Raw genomic sequence first — 20,932 nt, forward strand, 5'->3', positions numbered from 1 at the left:
ATATAGAGACTTACTTCCCGACCGATGGAAAAAGCAGTAGCAGCATTTGTTTAATCAGCTGTTACTGCTTTTTTTTGATTATGCAAGGTATAAACGCGGAGCCGCTTACAAAAGATGGGGGTGAAGAGTGGTGAAGAGTGGTGAAGAGTAGCCAGCCACTCTTCACGCATCTAAACAACTGTATATTAGCTGTTTACGATGCATTTGTGAAGAATGAAGAGTGTTTTAGAAAGTAGCTTTCTATCCACCCGCAGCCTGAAACTTCTATCCAGCCTTCTCAACTCCGGGTGCAAAGATACACAATAGGAAAGGCGTTTCCAAATTTTCCCGCCTTTCCCACGCCCATTCCGCTCCATTTGGGAAAAATCCCAAGGGTCTATGGGAAAAGGCGTGGGAAAATCGGGCAGATTTCTTCAGTTTTATGGGAAAACATTTGGTAATCATGATAGAAAAACGTAAATTTGCAGATTGATTACGGAACTTCGTTTCGCAAACTATTCACGATAAAACTAGAAATATGCTACAGACTCAGCAAGATAAACAAGTCCCCGCATTCAGCTACGAGGTTTTCGATCGCCAACTCGACCATTTTACAATGATGCTCAAGGTGTTGATGGACGGATGGGAAGATTACAGCTCGCAGGAGATGACCTTCGACATCCACTCCCTGTGTACCAAGGCAGCCCGACTCTGCTATCTGGCAGATCAGGACCTCGCCTTGCAACATAGCGATATTTCCCATCAGCGCAAGGAGCAGAACGAGATGTATTATACCTCCTTCGAACTCATTATCACCACACAGTTTACCAAATTCATGGAAAAAGTCCTTGCCCTGGTCAAAGCCGGCAAGAAAGTAGAAGGACATTCTTCCCCGATGTTCTCCTCAGAAATCAGTACGCTCCTGCCTAAGCTGCACGACCTGCTGCTGATGGATGGCATGAGTCAGGAGTCGATACAGATACTAGTGGACGATATCCAGAATACGGAGAAAATCATTCAGAAATATCATAAAATCACGAAGTTCCCGGGGGTGAGATACGAGGAACGTCTGTGGTATCTCATCCGCCTCTATTGCCTCGCCAGCTATCTGGTGCTGCATTTCCGCAGAGTCTGCCACGTTACTGATTCAGAAATGACACCCGAGGAAGCAGCCCGATTAACGGAATGGGCGATACAGAAATACATCTCAGAAAAGGACAGCAGCGAAAAGCTGGAACTGTATTTCTCCAATCTGCAGTACGACAACGATGGCAAATCGCTCAGCGTGGACCAATGGCTTCAGGCGAGAAGGGAGTTGAAGCATCTGGTGTCCCAGAATCTGCTCCTGCTGTTTCTCAATAGCGCAGATGACGTGAGCCAGTTGGGTGCTTCGCTGATAAAAGTGAGTTTCACAAACGAGGAATTCCTGAAGCTCGTGGATGCAGTGGCTAAATACCAGATCATCACGCAGCGTATCCGAGCCATCGATTTTCCGGAGGAGTTCGAGCAGTCGCTTCATAATGAGGTATTCTATCTTACGGTGAAGGGGCGTTCGGTGGATCTGGAGGAGTTGAAGAAATCCATCTCCAAGATGGTGAATCTGATAACCCGGAAGAACCAGTGGTTCTGCGTATGGAGCGTACTGAAGCATCTCAACCTGATCAGGCATGAGAGCACCTTCGCCACCTTTGCCCATCAGATGATGAGTGCTGAGTGGTTTGGCAACATCGATCCCCGTCTCCGCTTTACGGCAGATAATCTGAGCGATTACTCCCGATACTTCAACGAGTACGATTATACCGAATGGAACGAGGAGATGTTTCTGGAGAAGAAGGAGCTGTATGGGATGACGAAGTGGTCGCCTAAGCTCTATCAGAATTTCTCTTCGCTCTGTGCCAGGATGATGCAGGCCATCTGGGGCTACAGCTTCTTCAGCTGATTTCTACCGGAAAGAAGAAAGTATCTATATTAAATAAGGTATCTATATTAAAATAAGGAGGAAAGAATCTATATTAAATAAGGATAGGGGGCGAAAAAGCAAATTTTATATGTTTTTTCGCCCCTTTAACGATTATTAACTTTTTTTTTCAGACAACTTACTAAAAAATATCGTAAATTTGCAACCGGTTATTAAATATAATAAGCCTAAGCAATAAGAATCATTAATTGAATCAATATATATACACTTAGTCAGACAATTATATAATTAAGAATCTGATTATCTTATAATACTACATAATATAACAATTAAAACCAAACAATTATGAGCAAAAAAAGTCAGTTTGGCATGACCCTATTACTATCTACGATCTTAGTAGGTGGCGCCAATGCGAGTACTGTTTCTACCTCAAACACATTGGGTGCAGCAATGATTGCACAGCAAGGTGATGTTTGTAAGGGTGTGGTAAAGGATGCTACCGGTGAACCTATTATCGGTGCTACTGTATCAGTGAAAGGTACCAAGAATGCTACCGTTACCAATTTGGACGGCAATTTTACCCTTTCTGGTGTAAACAAGGGTACTACAATCGTTTTCTCTTATATTGGTTTCGTGAACAGTGAAATCAAGTGGGACGGAAAGAGCCTCGACGTTACTCTTGCTGAGGATACTCAGGGCCTGGAAGAAGTTGTTGTTGTAGGTTACGGTACACAGAAGAAAGAGAACCTGACCGGTTCGGTATCGGCAGTCAATGGCGACGACATAGCTAAACGTCCGGTAGCCAATGCTCAGGTTATGTTGCAGGGACAGGTTCCTGGTCTTCGTGTTAATCAGGGCTACGGCCAGCCTGGTTCGGAGAGTGTTTCGTTCCGTATTCGTGGTCAAGGTACTTTCTCTTCTGCAGGTTCTGATCCGCTTATCCTTATCAACGGTGTTCCTGGCGATATGTCGTCGCTCGACCCAAGCGTAATTGAATCAATCTCTGTGCTTAAGGATGCTGCTTCGGCTGCAATCTATGGTGCCCGTGCTGCCAATGGTGTGATTTTGATTACCACCAAGGAAGGTACACAGGGCAAGACTCACATCTCTTATCATGGCAACGTAGGCCTACACTCAGCTACACGTTTGTACGACCGTGTTACAAACTCGGTAGAATATATGGAGTTGGCAAACTTGGCCCGCAAGAATTCAGAATTAGGCATATTGTATGATTCTGACGTAATTGAGGCTTACCGCAAAAATGCTGGTAGCGACAAGTATCCAAGTTTCGACTGGCAGGACTACATGTTCCGTACGGCTGTGGTTCAGACTCACAACCTCAATATGACAGGCGGTACAGAAAAAGCCACCTACAATGTGGCACTTAACTTTGTAGACCAGCCGGGTACAATGCGTGGTTTCGACTACAAGAAGTACAATGCTACTGTCGATTTGACTGCTCACCTCACCGACTTTATCAAGTTTGGTACATATACCAGCATGATGTATGGCGAGATTGACCAGCCACGTCAGGGACAGTCTGACGCTTTCCTTTCTACACTGTCGCAGGCACCTACCTATATGCCGTGGCTTCCAGATGATGGATCTGGTGTGAAAAAGTGGACCAGCAGCGCATATCCGAATGAGGCACACAACAAGAATATGGTGGCTATCATCGGTGACAATGCCATGAAGCGCTGGCGCAACTTCGACATCAACGCTCAGATGTGGCTTGAAGTGAAGCTGCTGAAGGGCTTGACATGGTACACTAAGGGTGCTGTCAGACTCAACTCAAGCAAGTCCAAGGACTGGAGGGGAAGCTCAACACCAATATACAACTATCACACTGGAGAGCAGTCGGGTACCCTTGATAAGGGTGGATCAGGTCTGACAGTATCAGACAGCCGTGTGTTCTACACCAATTTATATACATATCTGCGTTACGACCTCTCGCTGAAGAACAAGGCTCATAACATCAGTGCTATGATTGGTTACAACCAGGAGAACGAGAAGACCGAGACATTGAATGCTTACCGTAAGGAGTATGCGTTCGATCTTCCAACTATCAATGCTGGTAGCACTGCGAATTGGTCGAACGGCGGAGACGAGGCGGAATGGGCTATCCAGTCGCTCTTCGGTCGTCTGAACTACAACTTCAAGGAACGTTATCTCTTTGAGGCAAATATGCGTTATGATGGTACATCACGTATTTCTAAGGAAAACCGTTGGGGTGTATTCCCATCGTTCTCAGGAGCATGGCGTGTGACAGAGGAACCGTTCATTCAGAAGCTCAACTGCTCATGGCTTGATAACTTCAAGGTGCGTGCAAGCTGGGGTCAGCTCGGTAATCAAAACATCGGACTCTATCCGTATCAGGCTATGATCTCGCATGTCTACGACTATCCTTTCTCTAAGACAACTGACGGTGTTGTGTCTGGCTATCAGCAGACTGCCTATGCCAACAGAGACATCAAGTGGGAGACAACCACCATTACCGACTTCGGATTTGACCTTAAGGTGCTTCACGGTCTTAGCGTTACATTCGACTGGTATAACAAGGTGACTAAGGACATTCTCCGTTCATCGCAGGTGTCAGGCCTCCTTGGATTGTCTGCACCTACTGTAAACAACGGAACTGTAAAGAACACTGGTATCGAGTTGGCTATCAACTATAGCGATATGGTTAAGAAGGGTGCCCTCGCAGGCATGCAGTATACTGCTGGTGTGTATTTCGACCGTTCGCGCAACAAGCTCACCAAGTTTGGTGCCGAGGAAATCAGTGGCTACTACATTCGTCGTGAGGGACTTCCTTACAACGAGTTTTACATGCTGGAGTGTATCGGAGTATTTGCCGATCAGAACGAGGTAAACAACTCACCCAAGCAGTATAATGACGATACTAAGCCTGGCGACCTTAAGTATAAGGATATTTCAGGACCCGACGGCAAGATTGACGGCAAGATTGACGACTACGACCGTCGTACATTCTCAGGACGCTTCCCTGGTTTTGAGTATGGTATCAACGCAAGTGCAAGCTGGAAGGGATTCGACCTTTCGCTCATTGGACAGGGCGTAGCTGACAAGAAGTTCTATACCAACGAGTGGGGTGTATATCCATTCCGTCAGGGTTCAGCACCCAACCGCGATTATATTAAAGGAATGTGGACTGAGGAGAATCCGTATGGAGCAACACATCCGAAACTCTATTGGGACAATATGGGTGGCTCAAAGAATACAAGAGCAAACTCATACTTCCTCAAGGATGCGTCTTACTTCCGCCTGAAGAACATCACTTTCGGCTATACGCTGCCAAAGGTATGGACCAGCAAGTTGGCACTGTCGAGAGTACGCGTATACTTCTCGGGTGACAACCTCCTTACCATTACCTCGTACAAGGGTCTTGACCCGGAGCGTGCTTCTGACGGACGCGATGCTGTGTATCCGCAGAACAAAATCTATTCGTTCGGTATCAATGTAGAATTCTAAAAAAAACACTAATTATGAAATATATAAAAAACATATTCGCTGTGGGTGTGCTGGCGTTGGGATTGTCGTCATGTTCTGACTATCTTGATAAGCAGCCACCGTCTTCACCATCACAGAGCGTGTTCTGGAAGAGCAAGAGCGATTTTGAGTCGGCTATAGCGGGAGCATATTCTGTCGTGTACAACTGGCCGGGAGCATTGTCTGAGATTATTCCTTGTTTCGATGGATTGACCGATAATGCCATTGGACGTCACAATGAAACAACATACGGTTCGGTGCTCACTTTAGCAAAGGGTGATATGACGCCAAGTTCTGGTGGTTACGTATCACAGGTGTTTGACGTATGTTACAAAGGCATAACAAGAGTACATCTTGTTATGGAGAACCTTGCTAATTACAAGGGTGGAGACATAAGTGACGTAGATCGCAAGCATATGCTTGGCGAATGTCACGCCTTGAGGGGATACTATTACTCATGGTTGTATCAGTGCTACCGTGAAGTGCCGCTCGTAACCTCTACACTTACCACCGACAATATGTATCAGCCGAAGGCTTCGCGCGCAGACATCAAGAATCAGATTTTAAGCGATTACGATCAGGCTATTGCAAGTCTTTGGAACACTGCCTATAATACAGGTGAGGGCAAAGGACATTTCACCGCTGATGCAGTGCGTGCTCTCAAGGCAAGAGTGCTGCTGTTTGATGCATATAATGAAGATGGCACTGCCGACAAGACCAAGATGCAGGAAGTGTTGAACACATTAGCTGAAATCAGCAACTATACTCCTGAGAACAGTTTGATGCCGCGCACACGCGACAACTTCATCACTGCCAATCAGGGTTCGTCGCCCGAGATTATGTTCTCGGTACGTTATCAGCAGCCTAACCTTACCAATAGCTTTGACCTTTACTTCGGTGCATGGGCATGTCTTGATCCTACTACCGACCTTGTCAATGCTTTCGAATGTACTGATGGCAAGAAGTGGGGTGAATCGTCTCTTACAGTTCGTCCTGATGAGAGCGTGCTCTATTCGTCATCTTCAACAGAAGCCCAGAAAAGAGCAGAGCGTGCCAAGATGTTCCAGAACCGTGACGAGCGTCTCATTGATGCGGTGGTTAACACACGTTACACAAGTTTTGAGCGCGACGGAATTGAAGGTGCTGACAATGTTGAGGTGACTGAAACAAATAATGCTTCATTCACTGGTTTTGGTGTAAAGAAGATTCTGCAGCCAACAAAGTCATTGCCTGACTATAACACAGTGTCGGATGCTGACGTGGTAATTATGCGATATGCTCACGTGCTGCTTATGATAGCTGAGGCTGAGAATGAGGTTAACGGACCTACCGAAAAGGCTCTTAAGGCAATAAACGCTGTACGTACTCGTTCGCATCAGCCTGCTATTGACGGAGAAAACCTTACACAGGCTGAGTTGCGTGAACGCATACGCAATGAATGGCGTGTGGAGACTTGCTTTGAAGGCTTGCGCTATTTCCAGTTGAAGAGATGGAAACTGCTTCAGCAGACTGTTGATGGAGCAGTAGATCCTGCTTATCCTGCTTACACGAAAGTGGTAACTTCTGCTTTCGAGTACTTCCCGTTGCCTCAGGACGAAATCGACAAGGCTCACGGTGTGCTTGTACAGGATCCTAACTATCAGTAATGAATTGCTGGTTATAGATAATAAGATGATTGGACGTTTATCGTGTTGTTATGAACAACTGCGGTAAGCATATATAAGAAAGGTGTGCCGAAATGGATTTGTATTTATAAATTAATTTTGGCACACTTCTTCTTTGTTTATTACAACTTATGTGTATCTTTGCATAACGTGACTCTTTCAAGAAACCTAAACATATTATTTATATGAATTTTCAAAGACTACTATTTGTTGCATCGCTGTTTATAGGCTCAGTGTGTACGTCGGCTGCTTATGGCAGCAGCAATCCTCATTTGTCGGCAGATGACTGTAATGTATCCGGATTTACCAGATACAAGATGTCGGCTCCAAAGACTGATTATGAAGTGAAGCAGCAGAGCGACTCGGCTATGCAGTGGATGCATGATGCCAAGATAGGCATGTTCATTCATTGGGGACTATATGCAGGTCCGGCGCGTGGCGAATGGAACATGAATAACAAAGGCATAATGCCGGAGGAATACCGCAAACTGGCTTATGCCGAGAGTGGCGACCAATATTTTGATGCCAGTCTCTACAATCCTAAGCTGTGGATGGACGTGGCACGTTCGATGGGAGCGCGTTATACCGTGCTCACTACGATGCACCATGATGGATATGCCTTGTTTGACAGTCACTATATGAATGCTTTCTCTTCACGCCAGACACTTAACCGCGACCTCGTGCGCGAGTATGTTGACGCATGTCGCAACAGCGGTATGCGTGTAGGATTGTACAAGACGCTTATCAACTGGCGCTATCCGGGTTATTACGACGTGACAGGAACCGATTGCAAACCCAACAAGTTCGGTTACACAACAGCTGCGTGGCATAAGGAGAACGCACGACTCATGAAGGAGGAACTGTATAGCGACACGCGTACACTTATGACCGAATATGGCAAGATTGACATGATGTTTTGGGATGGCGGATGGCTGGCAGAGCAAGGTGGCGACCGTGATGCTGCCTATTTCTGGGAATCGTACAAATATGTTGAACCTGATAATCAGTGGCAGGTAAATCCTTACTTCCTTGATCGTGATGAAGCAAATGGTAAATGGCTTGGATTGATTGGAATGGTTCGTAAGCATCAGCCTGACATTCTGATGAATCCACGTACGGGATGGATAGGCGACTATACTTGTGACGAGGGTCCGAAACCTGTTACGGGCAAGATACGCGAGCGTATTCAAGAGAAGTGCCTCACAATAGCCGGACCGTGGGGATATTCCCCTGCAATGGACGACGAAAGTAAGATGATTAGTGTAGGTCAGTTGAAGCGTTATTTGGCTGATTGCATTGTTCGCGGAATGAATTTTCTTATCAATGTAGGTCCCGACCGTCATGGATGTATTCCCGAGGCAACCTCACGCCATTTGGCTAAGTTCGGCAGTTGGGTAGATGGTATTGCTGAGGCTGTATATGCAACTTCTGCCGGTCCGTGGCAACCCGTCGACGGAAAGTATGGATTCTGCTATAAAGACAACCGTATTTATATTTATCTACTCGGAGAATACACTTCAGACCAACTTGCATTGCCTGCTATGGACAAAGGTTATCGTGTACGTAAAGCCTATGCTTTGAACGGTGGTTATAAGGTGTCTGTAAAGCAGAAGGGACAGATGGTGACGCTCGGTGGACTGAATCCTAAGAAAGATGATGTAGAGGTTATTGTGCTTGAACTCAATAAGAATATATGATAAGTAGATTTGTAGTTGTACTGGGCGCTCTGTTTGCTACTTATGCATCATTGAGTGCGCAGAGTAGTGGGGCGCATCGTGTATGGTCGGACAAGCCTGCCTTTACGCAGGTTATTGAGAACGAGAATGAGCATGGACTAACATCGTGCTTGTACGATGGCGTGTACGAGGGTGACGCCGTTCTGTTGCAACCTATGGCTAAGTGCTTGCCAAGTAAAACAAGATATTGGGAACAAGGTGAGGAGACTAACTATCTTAACCCTTTAACTAATGTCTTGACGCGTGGCAAGTATCCCAATCCTGTGCGGTTGTGGGAACAGGAATCCTATTTTATAGGCAACGGACGTTTGGCTGCATCTGTGCTTAACGGTAGCGGACGTGACAGATATGTGCTTAATGAAGTGTCGTATTGGTCGGGCGGACAGAACAAGGGAACCATAAACAGCAAAGGCGACAAGAGCTTCGGTGGAGAGAATGGTCCGGAGATTGGCACTGATGGATTCGGAGGTTCGCAACCAGTAGGCGATTTGATTGTCGATTTCGGCTGTCCGGTAGCAAGGAATAGTTTCTGTAGAGCCATCTGTCTCGATGAAGGAACTATTAAGTCAACAGCTGTACGTAAGGGAATAGCTGTGGCGAGCACGTCGTTCTGTAGTTATCCAGATCAGGTAATGGTGGTGCACTATACTGCCGACAAAGATAAGGGGCTGGATGGCAAGATTCTTTTTGCTACACATAGGAGCGATGATAGTACAAGTGCGGTTGGCAACAGGCTGACGCTGACAAGTCGTCTTGGCAATGGAATGACAGGCATGGCTGTTGTTGAAGTGCGCAATAGCGGAGGAAGTCTGATTGTTGAAGATGGTTGTCTTAAACTGGAAGGTGCCGATTCGTGTACATTACTTATTGCTGTGGAAACCAATTATGTAATGGATTTCAAGCGGAATTTCCGTGGTGAAGATGCTGTACAACGTGCTAACAGGCGCCTTGAAGCCATAAAGAATACTGACTATTCCGCTCTTTCTGCCCGTCATATTGCCGACTATAAGGCTTTGTACGACAGACTGTGTCTGACTTTGGATTGTTCTGACGCTTCGCTTGCAGCTCTGCCAACGGCTGAGCGTCTGACGGCATATAAGAATAGTCGTATGGATGTTGGATTGGAAAACCTAATGTTCAATTTCGGACGTTATCTTATGATTGCATCGTCGCGCCCCGGTAGTCTGCCTGCTGGATTGCAAGGAATATGGAACGCGCGCATAACTGCTCCATGGGGTAGCGACTATCACAGCAACATCAATCTGCAGATGGTCTATTGGTTGCCTGAGGTTGCCAATCTGAGCGAGTGTCATAATTCGCTGCTTGATTATCTGTATGCTATGCGTGAACCGTTCCGTATGTCTACCAATGAGTATCTTGAAACGATAGGAAGTCACGACCGTACGAGCGATGGATGGATAGTCTATACGTCGCACAATCCGTTCGGCGGTGGTGGATGGCAGGTCAATCTACCTGGTTCTGCATGGTATGCGCTGCATTTCTGGGAGCACTTTGCCTTTACACGCGACATTAACTATCTTAAGCGTATCGGTTATCCGGTGTTGAAGGAGATTAGTCAATATTGGGAACGTCACTTGAAGACCCTCGGTGAAGGTGGACAAGGCTTTGAGAGCGAATATAAGGCGGTGGATGTTGCCAAGTATCCCGAACTTGCCAATATAAAGAAAGGTACGCTTGTGGTGCCTAACGGATGGTCGCCTGAGATAGGACCGCGTGGTGAAGACGGTGTGTCGCACGATCAGGAGATTGTCTCAGCTCTCTTTGCTAATACTATACAGGCGGCACGTACGCTTGGCGTTGATAAGGCTTTTACCGAACGTCTCAGCAGTGAGTTGGCGCGTATGCATCAGCTGGAATTGGCAAGATGGGCAATCTTATGGAGTGGATGATTGACCGTGATCCCGTTACCGACCATCGTCATACTTCACACCTGTTTGCAGTGTATCCAGGAAACCAAATAAATATGGAGGAAACTGCGATGCTGGCTCGTGCTGCGCGTCGTTCTTTGGAGTTGCGTAAGACTTCAGGCAACAGTCTGCGTGCATTCGCATGGGCGTGGCGCTCGTGTCTGTGGGCAAGACTTAGGGATGGAGAGCGTGCTCACGATATGATTGAGGGATTGCTCTGCAACAATACGCTCGACAATCTGCTGACTACGCAGAACCTGCCATTGCAAATGGATGCTAATTACGGAGTGGCTGCTGCAATGCTTGAAACTCTCGTACAGTCGCAGTCTGGTGTGATTGAACTTCTGCCAACATCTACAGTAAAATGGCCGTCAGGTTCGGTGAAAGGCGTAAAAGCACGAGGCAATATAGAAGTCGATTTGGATTGGAAAGACGGAATGGTGACACGATGGCGACTATCTACTGCTGAACGCAAACCATGCAAGGTGAAAGTAAAGGTAAACGGAGAGTATTTTGATGTTATGCCTGAAAGAAAATTGAACTCACTCAGTAGAAAATAAAAAAACTCTCGGCAGGGAATCTGGTTTGTCTGGAATATTGAGTTATTTCAATTGGGATGCCTGATTTATGCTTATAAGTTCTTTGTCAGTACCACATAAGTAACACTCCAGTTCCAATTAAGTGAAACTCCAGTACAGAATAACTATTTATAACGATTATGAGTTTTAGAATAGGCTTATAGTAAGATTAGATTTATAAGATTAAGTTTTTAAATTTGGTTCATTTATTGACTTACATTGTTCAAATAATGAAAACTGAGCGTATGCCCTTTTGCTGTGAAGCAAGAGGGCATATCTTTTTTATAAATAGTGGGCAAGCGATACTTTAGCCAAATCGGAAAAAAAAACACCGATTTGGCTAAGATATAAGGAATATTTTAGCCAAATCGAGTTAAAAAACACCGATTTGGCTAAAGTATCGTTTACTTTTTCAAATAATTATCGTATTTTTGCACCGTAACAAATTATCTTATTCAAGCGATATGGAGCAAATTATAGGACGAAAAACGGAAATCAGACAGCTTACCGAGTATTACCATTCAGGAAAAGCTGAGTTTGTGGCAGTGTATGGAAGAAGGCGCATCGGCAAGACTTATCTGGTGCATAATCTATTCAAGGATGAGTTTGCCTTCGAGATGTCTGGGTCTATTGATGCACCAGCCGAGGCTCAACTGTCTAATTTTGGCTATGCTTTGCGTGAATTTGGCGACCCAAAGCTGCCTTTGCCTTCTAATTGGACAGAGGCATTTGAGAGTTTGAAGCAAATGCTGAAGTCGAAGTTGGGAGGTAAGCGCATACTGCTTTTTATAGACGAGTTGCCTTGTCTTGATACTCCCAAGTCTAATTTCCAACAGGCTTTTGAGCATTTTTGGAATAGTTGGGCGGCTAATCAGAATGAGATTATGCTTGTGGTTTGTGGCAGTGCCACATCGTGGATGATTTCTAATCTCATAGATAGCCATGGCGGACTTCATAATCGCATTACGCATGAGATGTACTTGGCTCCATTCACACTAGGCGAGACGGAGGAGTATCTCCAGGCGAATGGATTCTTGTGGCCACGTCTTTCCATCTTGCAGATTTATAGCATGATGGGTGGAGTGCCTTACTATCTGAGTTTGCTGGACAAGACGCAAGGTGTAGAGGCTAATGTTGATAGATTGTTCTTTGCTGAACGTGGTGAACTGAAACGAGAGTATGATAGGTTGTATTCTTCTTTGTTCCGAAACTCGGAAATCTATATGAGAGTAATAGAGACGCTGGCAAAATGTAAGCAAGGGATGACTCGCAAGGAAATTTCTACGCATCTGAATTTGAAGTCGGGTGGAACATTGACCAAGGTGCTTCGGGAATTGATCAACTGTGACTTTGTAAGAGGTTATAATACGCGTGAGAAGAAAATCAAGCAAAAAGACCAGATTTACCAGCTCACGGACTTATACACCTTATTTTATATGTCCTTCTGTCATCCTGGTACCACGGATGTAGCTTACTGGACGCATCAGATGGGCAAGCCTCGCCAAAACACATGGTATGGCTTGGCTTTTGAACGCATCTGCATGTTGCATATTCCGCAGATAAAGAAGACTTTAGGCATTGAGCAAATCTATACGGAGTATTATTCTTGGCGAAGCAAGTGCTCTACACCTGCGGCGCAGATAGACTTGCTGATAGAGCGAGCTGACCATCTGATTAATCTCTGTGAAATCAAGTATTCGCAGTCTCCTTATAGCATAACGAAGGAAGAAGAGCTTCATATACGAACTCATATGGCTGATTTCGTAGAAGAGACGGGAGTACGTCATGGCATCTTGCCTACTTTGATAACTACGTTTGGTATTCGTCCTACAGCTCATTCCGCAATAGCACAGGTACAACTCACCATGGATGACTTGTTTACATAAAAATGATAGTTAAAGAATAACATTCTGGGTGACTCTCGGAATTGAAAGCCGCCAGTAGCTTGGTGACGTATTCCACATCATACTGCGGAAAGGGCAATACTAGCATGCTCAGGCATTAAAATCATAAAAAACTTGCATTTTATTTTGTAATGTGCTAAAATAAATGTAATTTTGCACCTTGAATGGGGTTTTACCTTATTATATTTAAGAAAAGAAACAAAATAATTAGATAAAGACAATGGAATACAACTTCAGAGAAATCGAGAAGAAATGGCACCAGAAATGGGTCGAGAACAAGACCTACAAGGTGACAGAAGATGAAAACAAGAAGAAATTCTATGTGCTCAACATGTTCCCTTATCCATCAGGAGCGGGTTTGCACGTAGGTCACCCACTTGGTTATATCGCTAGCGATATCTATGCACGCTACAAGCGCTTGAACGGATTCAACGTACTGGACCCTATGGGTTACGATGCTTACGGTCTGCCTGCTGAGCAGTATGCTATACAGACCGGTCAGCACCCAGAGGTTACTACCGTAGCCAATATCAACCGCTATCGCGAGCAGCTCGACAAGATTGGCTTCTGCTTCGATTGGGATCGTGAGGTTCGTACCTGCGACCCTAAGTATTACCATTGGACTCAGTGGGCTTTCCAGAAGATGTTCAACTCATTCTTCTGCAACGGCTGCCAGAAGGCTCAGCCTATCGAAAAGCTCATCAAGCGCTTCGAGGAAAAGGGTTCTGCTGACCTGAACGTGGCTCAGAACGAGCAGATTGACTTCACTGCCGAGGAGTGGAACAGCTTCGACGACGTGAAGAAGCAGCAGATTCTGATGAACTACCGCATTGCTTACCTCGGTGAGACGATGGTAAACTGGTGCCCAGGCTTGGGTACTGTGCTTGCCAACGACGAGGTGGTAAACGGCGTAAGTGAGCGTGGCGGTTATCCGGTCATCCAGAAGAAGATGCAGCAGTGGTGCCTGAGAACATCTGCTTACTCTCAGCGATTGCTCGACGGTTTGGAGACTATCCAGTGGAGCGACAGTATCAAGGAAACCCAGAAAAACTGGATTGGCCGTTCTGAGGGTACAGAGGTAGTATTCTCTGTAAAGGACAGCGACGTGAAGTTCACCATCTTCACCACCCGTGCCGATACCATGTTTGGTGTTACCTTCATGGTTCTGGCTCCAGAGAGCGAGTATGTTCAGCAGGTAACTACTGCCGAGCAGAAGGAAGAGGTGGAGAAATATCTCGACTACGTGAAGAAGCGCACCGAGTTGGACCGTATGGCTAACCACAGCGTAACCGGTGTATTCTCAGGAAGCTACGCCATCAATCCATTCACCGGCGAGGCAATCCCAGTATGGATTTCAGAATATGTATTGGCTGGATATGGTACAGGTGCCATCATGGCTGTGCCAGCTCACGATAGCCGTGACTACGCCTTTGCCAAGCACTTCAACCTGCCTATCATTCCTCTTATCGAGGGTGCTGATGTTTCAGAGGAGAGCTTCGATGCCAAGGAAGGTATCGTAACCAACTCACCTGTAGCAGGTAAGGGAAGCATGGACGGTTTCTCTCTGAACGGACTCACCGTGAAGGAGGCTATCGCAGCTACCAAGAAGTTTGTTACCGAGAAGGGCATCGGTAGAGTTAAGGTAAACTATCGTCTCCGCGACGCCATCTTCTCACGTCAGCGCTACTGGGGTGAGCCATTCCCTGTATATTACAAGGACGGAATGCCACAGATGGTTCCAGAGGAGTGCCTGCCACTCCAATTGCCTGAGATTGAGACCTACAAGCCAACAGAGACTGGCGAGCCTCCATTGGGCAGAGCCAAGAAGTGGGCGTGGGATGCTGAGAAGAAAGAGGTGGTTGACAAGAGTCTCGTAGATAACAAGACCGTATTCCCACTGGAGCTTAACACCATGCCAGGTTTCGCAGGTTCTTCTGCTTACTACCTGCGCTACATGGATCCTCACAACGATGAGGCTCTCGTAGGCAAGAAGGCTGATGAGTACTGGCAGAACGTGGATCTCTACGTAGGTGGTTGCGAGCATGCTACCGGTCACCTGATCTACTCCCGTTTCTGGAACAAGTTCCTCTTCGACATGGGCGTAAGCTGCAAGGAAGAGCCATTCCAGAAGCTGGTGAACCAGGGTATGATCCAGGGTCGCTCTAACTTCGTTTACCGCATCAACAGCGATGACCATGACAAGGCTCCTGTATTCGTAAGCTTGAACCTGAAGAAGGATTACGACGTAACTCCTATCCACGTAGATGTAAACATCGTAAGCAACGATGTATTGGATATCGAGGCTTTCAAGGCTTGGCGCCCTGAGTATCAGAACGCTGAGTTCATCCTGGAAGATGGCAAGTACATCTGTGGATGGGCTATCGAGAAGATGAGTAAGAGTATGTTCAACGTGGTGAATCCAGATATGATTGTCGAGAAATATGGTGCTGATACCCTGCGTCTCTACGAAATGTTCCTGGGTCCTGTAGAGGCAAGCAAGCCTTGGGATACCAACGGTATCGACGGTTGCCACCGCTTCCTGAAGAAGTTCTGGGGTCTGTTCTACGAGAACCGCACCGACAACTTCCTTCCAACAGCCGACGAGGCAGCGAAGCCAGAGAGCCTGAAGAGCGTTCACAAGCTCATCAAGAAGGTAAGCGAGGACATCGAGAAGTTCTCTTACAACACTTCTATCTCAGCCTTCATGATTGCCGTGAACGAGCTCGGTCAGCAGAAGTGCCGCAACAAGAAACTGCTCACAGATCTCGTCATCCTCATTGCTCCATTCGCTCCACACATCGCAGAAGAGTTGTGGGAGGCACTTGGCGAGCAGGGCAGCGTATGCGATGCAGCATGGCCAAAGTATGATGAGCAGTATCTGAAGGAGAACGATATGCAGCTCACTATTTCCTTCAATGGTAAAGCTCGTTTCCAGATGACTTTCCCTGTGGATACTCCTAACGAGGAAATCCAGAAGCAGGTATTGGCAGACGAGAAGAGCCAGAAGTACTTGGAGGGATTCAACGTATTGAAGGTGATCATCGTACCAAAGAAGATCGTCAACGTGGTGTTGAAAAAGTAATTTATTGATAATATACAGAAGGTCGTCTCATCTAAAAATGGGCGGCCTTCTGTGCTTTAAAATACGAGGAAAAGATTATGCAAATAGCAATCAGTCAAAAAGTGAAGGATGAAATCAAGGACTATTTCTACATTACACTGGGTCTGTTGATTTACACATTTGGATGGACTATCTTCCTGCTTCCATACCAGATAGTAACGGGTGGCGTAACGGGTATTGCAGCCGTAATCTACTATGGTACGGGAATACCTATCTATTTGTCGTATTTTCTCATCAATGCCGCCCTGCTGCTTGCCGCCCTCAAGATTCTGGGATTCAAGTTCATGGTGAAGACCATCTACGCCATCATCATGCTCTCCGTATTCCTGGCGCTGGCGCAAGACTTGATGATAAGTGAAAATGGCGAAATGGTGCAGGTGCTGGGAGAGGGACAGGACTTCATGTCGCTCATCATCGGCTGTCTGTTTACAGGCTTGTCGCTCGCCATCGTCTTCCTGCACAATGGAAGTACGGGAGGAACGGATATCATCGCCGCCATCGTGAACAAATACCATAATATCTCGCTGGGACGAGTGCTCATCTTCGTGGACCTCGTCATCGTGGGCAGTTCCTTCTTCGTTTTCAATGCGAAACCGGACTTCACAGCGATAGATGCCATCAGAAAGGTGGTATTCGGTCTCTGTACCATGGTGATAGAGAACCTGGTGCTCGACTATGTGATGAATGCCAAGCGAGAGAGTGTGCAGTTCATGATCTTCAGCAAGAAGTATCAGGAGATAGCCAACGCCATCGGTACGCAGATGGACCATGGTGTGACGATTCTGGATGGCCACGGCTGGTACACCGGCGACGAGATGAAGGTGCTCTGTATTCTTGCCAAGAAGAACGAGAGCGTCACCATCTTCCGCATCGTCAAGATCATCGACCCGAATGCCTTTGTCAGCCAGAGTGCCGTCATCGGTGTGTATGGCGAGGGATTTGATGAAATGAAAGTGAAAATCAAGGAGAAAGACATTAAGAAAATCAAATAATTGAGAATACAATGAAAATCGTATTTGCAACAAATAACCAGCATAAGCTCCAGGAAATCCGCGATATCCTGGGCAGCGACTATGAGGTGGTTTCGCTGAAGGAGATAGGATGCGATGTGGATATTCCTGAAACAGGAAATACGCTGGAGGAGAATGCCTTGCAGAAGGCGCAGTATGTTTACGACCATTATCACCTGAGCTGCTTTGCCGATGATACCGGTCTGGAAGTGGAGGCGCTGGATGGCGCTCCGGGTGTTCACAGTGCCCGCTATGCTGAAGGCACCGACCACGACAGCGAGGCAAACATGGCTAAACTGCTCAGAGAACTGGATGGAAAGGAGAACAGAAAGGCCCGCTTCCGCACCGTGATCTGCTACATCGAGAAGAAGGATGTCTGCCCTTGCGGCTGCACCAGCATCAAGAAAATCCATCAGTTTGACGGCATCGTAAACGGTTCTATCGCTACCGGGAAGCAGGGAACCGAAGGTTTCGGCTACGACCCGATCTTCGTTCCGGAAGGCTACGACCAGAGTTTCGCCCAGCTGGGTGAGGAAATCAAGAACGGCATCAGCCATAGAGCCAGAGCCGTGGCTAAACTGGCAGAGTACTTGAAAAAGAAATAAGGTATGATCAATACCCTTTCGATATTAATCCCTACATATAATAATGTATGCGTTGAGCTGTAAAATCCCTGCAAGCTCAAGCATCATTATTGTATTCATCCTCAGATTCTCTTTCTTCATCCTCTCTTTTCGAATACGAAATATTGGTTGCCGATGATGGTTCTACAGATGAAAGAACCGTAGAAGGCAACCGTATCATCAACACCCTTCCCCATTGCCGCTACATCGAGAGAAAAGAGAACGTGGGCAGAGCTGCCATCCGGAATGTTCTGGCAAAGGAGGCAAAATATCCCTGGCTGCTTTTTATCGACAGCAACATGAACGTAATCAGCCATCAGTATCTTGCCAATTATCTAAAAGAAAAGGAAAGCGATGTGGTCTATGGAGGATATCAGATAAAACGGGATGCTGAAACCAGAGAACGACAGAAATATAATCTACGATACATTTTCGAATCAGCCGGCACGCAGAACGGAAATCATCTCCAGCGACAGGCTAACCCCTATGCCGACTTCCACACTTCCAACTTTATCGTAAAGAGAAGCATCATGCTGAAACACCCATTCGATGAACGGTTTTCCCACTATGGATATGAAGATGTGCTTTGGGGCAAGAATCTAAAAGACAATCACATACCGATTCTTCACGTGGATAATCCACTGGGTTATGAACACTTTATAGGCAATATGTCATTTCTCTATAAAACAGAGGAAAGCCTGCGCACCCTCTATCAGTTCAGGAATGAGCTGCAAGGATATTCCAAAATCATCGACTATGCCCACAAGCTGAAAAGCTGGCATCTCTATCCACCTTGCCAGTATCTCTTTCCGCTGCTGAGTCTGCCAATAAAGCCAGGCTCACAGGCAATAAACCCAGTATTTTTATGTTTAATATATATAAGTTATTATATTATATACATTTAGATATATGAGAAAGAAAATATGGATACTCCTCTCGTTCCTGATTCTTCAGGTTGCCACTTTCCAGAGCAGCGCCGCCATCGGTGACTGGAAAGCCTATATGGCGTACAGCGAAGTGCAGGAAATAGAAGAAGCCGGCAACTGGATATTCGTGCAGGCTTCCAGCAATCTCTATGCTTACAACAGAAACGACCAGAGCATTCAGACCTTCAGCAAGATGGACTTCCTGAACGACTGCGATATCCAGCACATCGCTTACAACAAGACTGCCAAGCGGCTGCTCATCCTTTACAACAATGCCAACATCGACCTGATGAACACCCAGAACTGGAGCGTGCAGAATCTGCCGGATTACTATTCTGCCACCATCACGGGCGACAAGACCATCAACGATATCTATATGTATGGCAAATTCGCCTATCTGTGCTATGGGCTGGGCATCATCAAGCTCAATATGGCGGATGGGGAAATCAGCGATACTTATCCACTGGGATTCAAGGTGAACTGGTGCGAAATCAGGGATAACAAGATCTATGCCTACAGCAAGGAGGAAGGTACCTATCGCGCTGCCCTCTCTGACAACCTGCTCGACAGAAACCGATGGAGCAAGGTGGGGGCTTACACCGCTCCCAAGAAAGAGGACAAGAGCGAACTGATGAAGCTCGTAAGCAGCTTGCTGCCGGGAGGTCCGAAGTATAATCATTTCTGGTATATGAAGTTTATCCACAACCAGCTCTATACCTGCGGCGGCGCCTTTCTTTCGGGTACTTCACTTGCCACCCGTCCCGGTACCATCCAGGTTCTGAACCAGGACAACTGGACTATCTATCAGGATGACATCAAGAATACAACGGGTTATCAGTATCAGGATATCAACTGTGTAGAACCGGATATCCACCAGCCGAACCACGTGTTTGCTTCGGGCAGAACCGGACTCTATGAGTTTACGGACGGCAAACTGACACATTATTATAATAAGGACAACAGTATCCTGGAAGCTGCCGTGGATAGAGGTACGGTATTGGACAACAACTATGTGCTGGTGCATAGTCTGCTATCGGATGAAAGCGGAAAGCTGTGGATTCTCAACAGCCAGGCTACCCACCGCTCCATCATCGAGATGAAAGACAACCAGTGGATAGCCCACGATCAGAAGTCATTGAATGCGAACGGCTACAGTCTTTCGGCGATGAGGGGTCTGATGAAGGACGGGCAGGGCAGGCTGTGGTTTGTAAATGACAATCATGAAACTCCAGCCATCGTCTGCTATCAGCCGGAAACAGATGAGGTGAAGATGTTCAGCAAGCCCTTCACCAACCAGGATGGTGCGGAAATTAATCTCTATTATATCAGATGTATCAAGGAAGACCTGGAGCACAATCTGTGGATAGGAACCGACCAGGGACCTTTCTACATCACTCCGCATATCTTGGATGATACGCAGCCAACGCTTACCCAGGTGAAAGTGCCGAGAAACGACGGTACCAATTATGCCGACTATCTGCTGGGCGGTGTGGATATTACCTGCATGGCGGTGGATCAGGCAAACAGAAAATGGTTTGGTACCAGCAACAACGGTGTCTATCTGATCAGCGCCGACAATATGGAGCAGATTCATCACTTCACGGCAACCAACAGCAAGCTGCTGTCGAACAACATCGAATCGATTGCCATCAACGATGCTACCGGTGAGGTGTTTATCGGAACCAACAAGGGTCTCTGCTCCTATATGAGCGATGCTACCGCCACCAACGAAGAGATGACCCAAGACAATGTATGGGCTTATCCGAACCCGGTAAAGCCTGACTATACAGGACTCATCACCATTACCGGTCTGTCGCTGGATGCGGATGTGAAGATAGTCAGTACCAGCGGAACCCTGGTAAATCAGGGCAGAAGCAACGGCGGCACCTATACCTGGAACGGCTGCGACCTGAAAGGCAGAAAAGTGGCTAGCGGAATCTATATGGTGGAAACCGCTACCAGCAACGGAGAAAAGGGTACCGTCTGCAAAATAGCCATCATCAGATAAAAGAGATAGCATCTTCTATCAGAAATATCAAGA

Annotated in this window: 11 protein-coding genes and 1 pseudogene; all 12 read left to right on the forward strand. The window is 46.6% G+C overall.

Annotation, left to right across the window (positions count from 1 at the left end; translation table 11 throughout):
• The first annotated feature begins 517 nt into the window (after positions 1-517).
• The 12 genes and pseudogenes from DW830_RS10950 to DW830_RS11005 all read left to right on the forward strand — a co-directional run bounded on the left by DW830_RS10950 (position 518) and on the right by DW830_RS11005 (position 20,899).
• Positions 518-1,918, forward strand: coding sequence for a hypothetical protein (locus tag DW830_RS10950; protein ID WP_147487255.1), 1,401 nt, complete (start codon positions 518-520; stop codon positions 1,916-1,918).
• 348 nt (positions 1,919-2,266) lie between these two features.
• Positions 2,267-5,383: a SusC/RagA family TonB-linked outer membrane protein gene (locus tag DW830_RS10955; protein ID WP_410524521.1), complete on the forward strand. Its 3,117-nt coding sequence runs from the start codon at positions 2,267-2,269 to the stop codon at positions 5,381-5,383.
• Between the two features lie 14 nt (positions 5,384-5,397).
• The gene (locus DW830_RS10960) at positions 5,398-7,047 is read left to right on the forward strand and encodes a RagB/SusD family nutrient uptake outer membrane protein (protein ID WP_119249922.1); all 1,650 of its coding nucleotides are present in this window, start codon (positions 5,398-5,400) and stop codon (positions 7,045-7,047) included.
• Positions 7,048-7,250: 203 nt separating this feature from the next.
• Positions 7,251-8,762: an alpha-L-fucosidase gene (locus tag DW830_RS10965; RefSeq protein WP_119249923.1), complete on the forward strand. Its 1,512-nt coding sequence runs from the start codon at positions 7,251-7,253 to the stop codon at positions 8,760-8,762.
• A 194-nt stretch (positions 8,763-8,956) separates the two neighbouring features.
• Positions 8,957-10,983: pseudogene (locus DW830_RS10970) on the forward strand (glycosyl hydrolase family 95 catalytic domain-containing protein); the annotation flags it as partial.
• Between the two features lie 45 nt (positions 10,984-11,028).
• Entirely contained in the window at positions 11,029-11,289 is a 261-nt protein-coding gene (locus DW830_RS17370) for a glycoside hydrolase family 95-like protein (RefSeq protein ID WP_410524522.1), read from the forward strand.
• A 482-nt stretch (positions 11,290-11,771) separates the two neighbouring features.
• Positions 11,772-13,193: an AAA family ATPase gene (locus DW830_RS10980; RefSeq protein WP_119249926.1), complete on the forward strand. Its 1,422-nt coding sequence runs from the start codon at positions 11,772-11,774 to the stop codon at positions 13,191-13,193.
• Between the two features lie 238 nt (positions 13,194-13,431).
• Positions 13,432-16,293, forward strand: coding sequence for a leucine--tRNA ligase (gene leuS, locus DW830_RS10985; RefSeq protein WP_119249927.1), 2,862 nt, complete (start codon positions 13,432-13,434; stop codon positions 16,291-16,293).
• 77 nt (positions 16,294-16,370) lie between these two features.
• Positions 16,371-17,324 carry a YitT family protein gene (locus DW830_RS10990; protein ID WP_119249928.1) on the forward strand — a complete coding sequence of 318 codons (954 nt, stop codon included), beginning with the start codon at positions 16,371-16,373 and terminating at the stop codon, positions 17,322-17,324.
• Between the two features lie 11 nt (positions 17,325-17,335).
• Positions 17,336-17,947, forward strand: a complete 612-nt coding sequence (locus DW830_RS10995; protein ID WP_119249929.1) for a non-canonical purine NTP diphosphatase — start codon at positions 17,336-17,338, stop codon at positions 17,945-17,947.
• A gap of 143 nt (positions 17,948-18,090) precedes the next feature.
• Entirely contained in the window at positions 18,091-18,870 is a 780-nt protein-coding gene (locus DW830_RS11000) for a glycosyltransferase (protein WP_158573481.1), read from the forward strand.
• Positions 18,871-18,874: 4 nt separating this feature from the next.
• On the forward strand, positions 18,875-20,899 hold the full coding sequence (locus DW830_RS11005; RefSeq protein WP_119249931.1) for a T9SS type A sorting domain-containing protein: 2,025 nt from the start codon (positions 18,875-18,877) through the stop codon (positions 20,897-20,899).
• The last annotated feature ends 33 nt before the right edge of the window (positions 20,900-20,932 follow it).

It is taken from the genome of Prevotella sp. AM34-19LB, assembly GCF_003468525.1.
Lineage (GTDB): Bacteria > Bacteroidota > Bacteroidia > Bacteroidales > Bacteroidaceae > Prevotella.

What these genes read in the sequence shown, in the direction of transcription:
- DW830_RS10950 (WP_147487255.1), top strand. Translation starts at nt 518, where the DNA reads ATGCTACAGACTCAGCAAGATAAACAAGTCCCCGCATTCAGCTACGAG.
- DW830_RS10955 (WP_410524521.1), top strand. Translation starts at nt 2,267, where the DNA reads ATGACCCTATTACTATCTACGATCTTAGTAGGTGGCGCCAATGCGAGT.
- DW830_RS10960 (WP_119249922.1), top strand. Translation starts at nt 5,398, where the DNA reads ATGAAATATATAAAAAACATATTCGCTGTGGGTGTGCTGGCGTTGGGA.
- DW830_RS10965 (WP_119249923.1), top strand. Translation starts at nt 7,251, where the DNA reads ATGAATTTTCAAAGACTACTATTTGTTGCATCGCTGTTTATAGGCTCA.
- DW830_RS17370 (WP_410524522.1), top strand. Translation starts at nt 11,029, where the DNA reads ATGCTTGAAACTCTCGTACAGTCGCAGTCTGGTGTGATTGAACTTCTG.
- DW830_RS10980 (WP_119249926.1), top strand. Translation starts at nt 11,772, where the DNA reads ATGGAGCAAATTATAGGACGAAAAACGGAAATCAGACAGCTTACCGAG.
- leuS (WP_119249927.1), top strand. Translation starts at nt 13,432, where the DNA reads ATGGAATACAACTTCAGAGAAATCGAGAAGAAATGGCACCAGAAATGG.
- DW830_RS10990 (WP_119249928.1), top strand. Translation starts at nt 16,371, where the DNA reads ATGCAAATAGCAATCAGTCAAAAAGTGAAGGATGAAATCAAGGACTAT.
- DW830_RS10995 (WP_119249929.1), top strand. Translation starts at nt 17,336, where the DNA reads ATGAAAATCGTATTTGCAACAAATAACCAGCATAAGCTCCAGGAAATC.
- DW830_RS11005 (WP_119249931.1), top strand. Translation starts at nt 18,875, where the DNA reads ATGAGAAAGAAAATATGGATACTCCTCTCGTTCCTGATTCTTCAGGTT.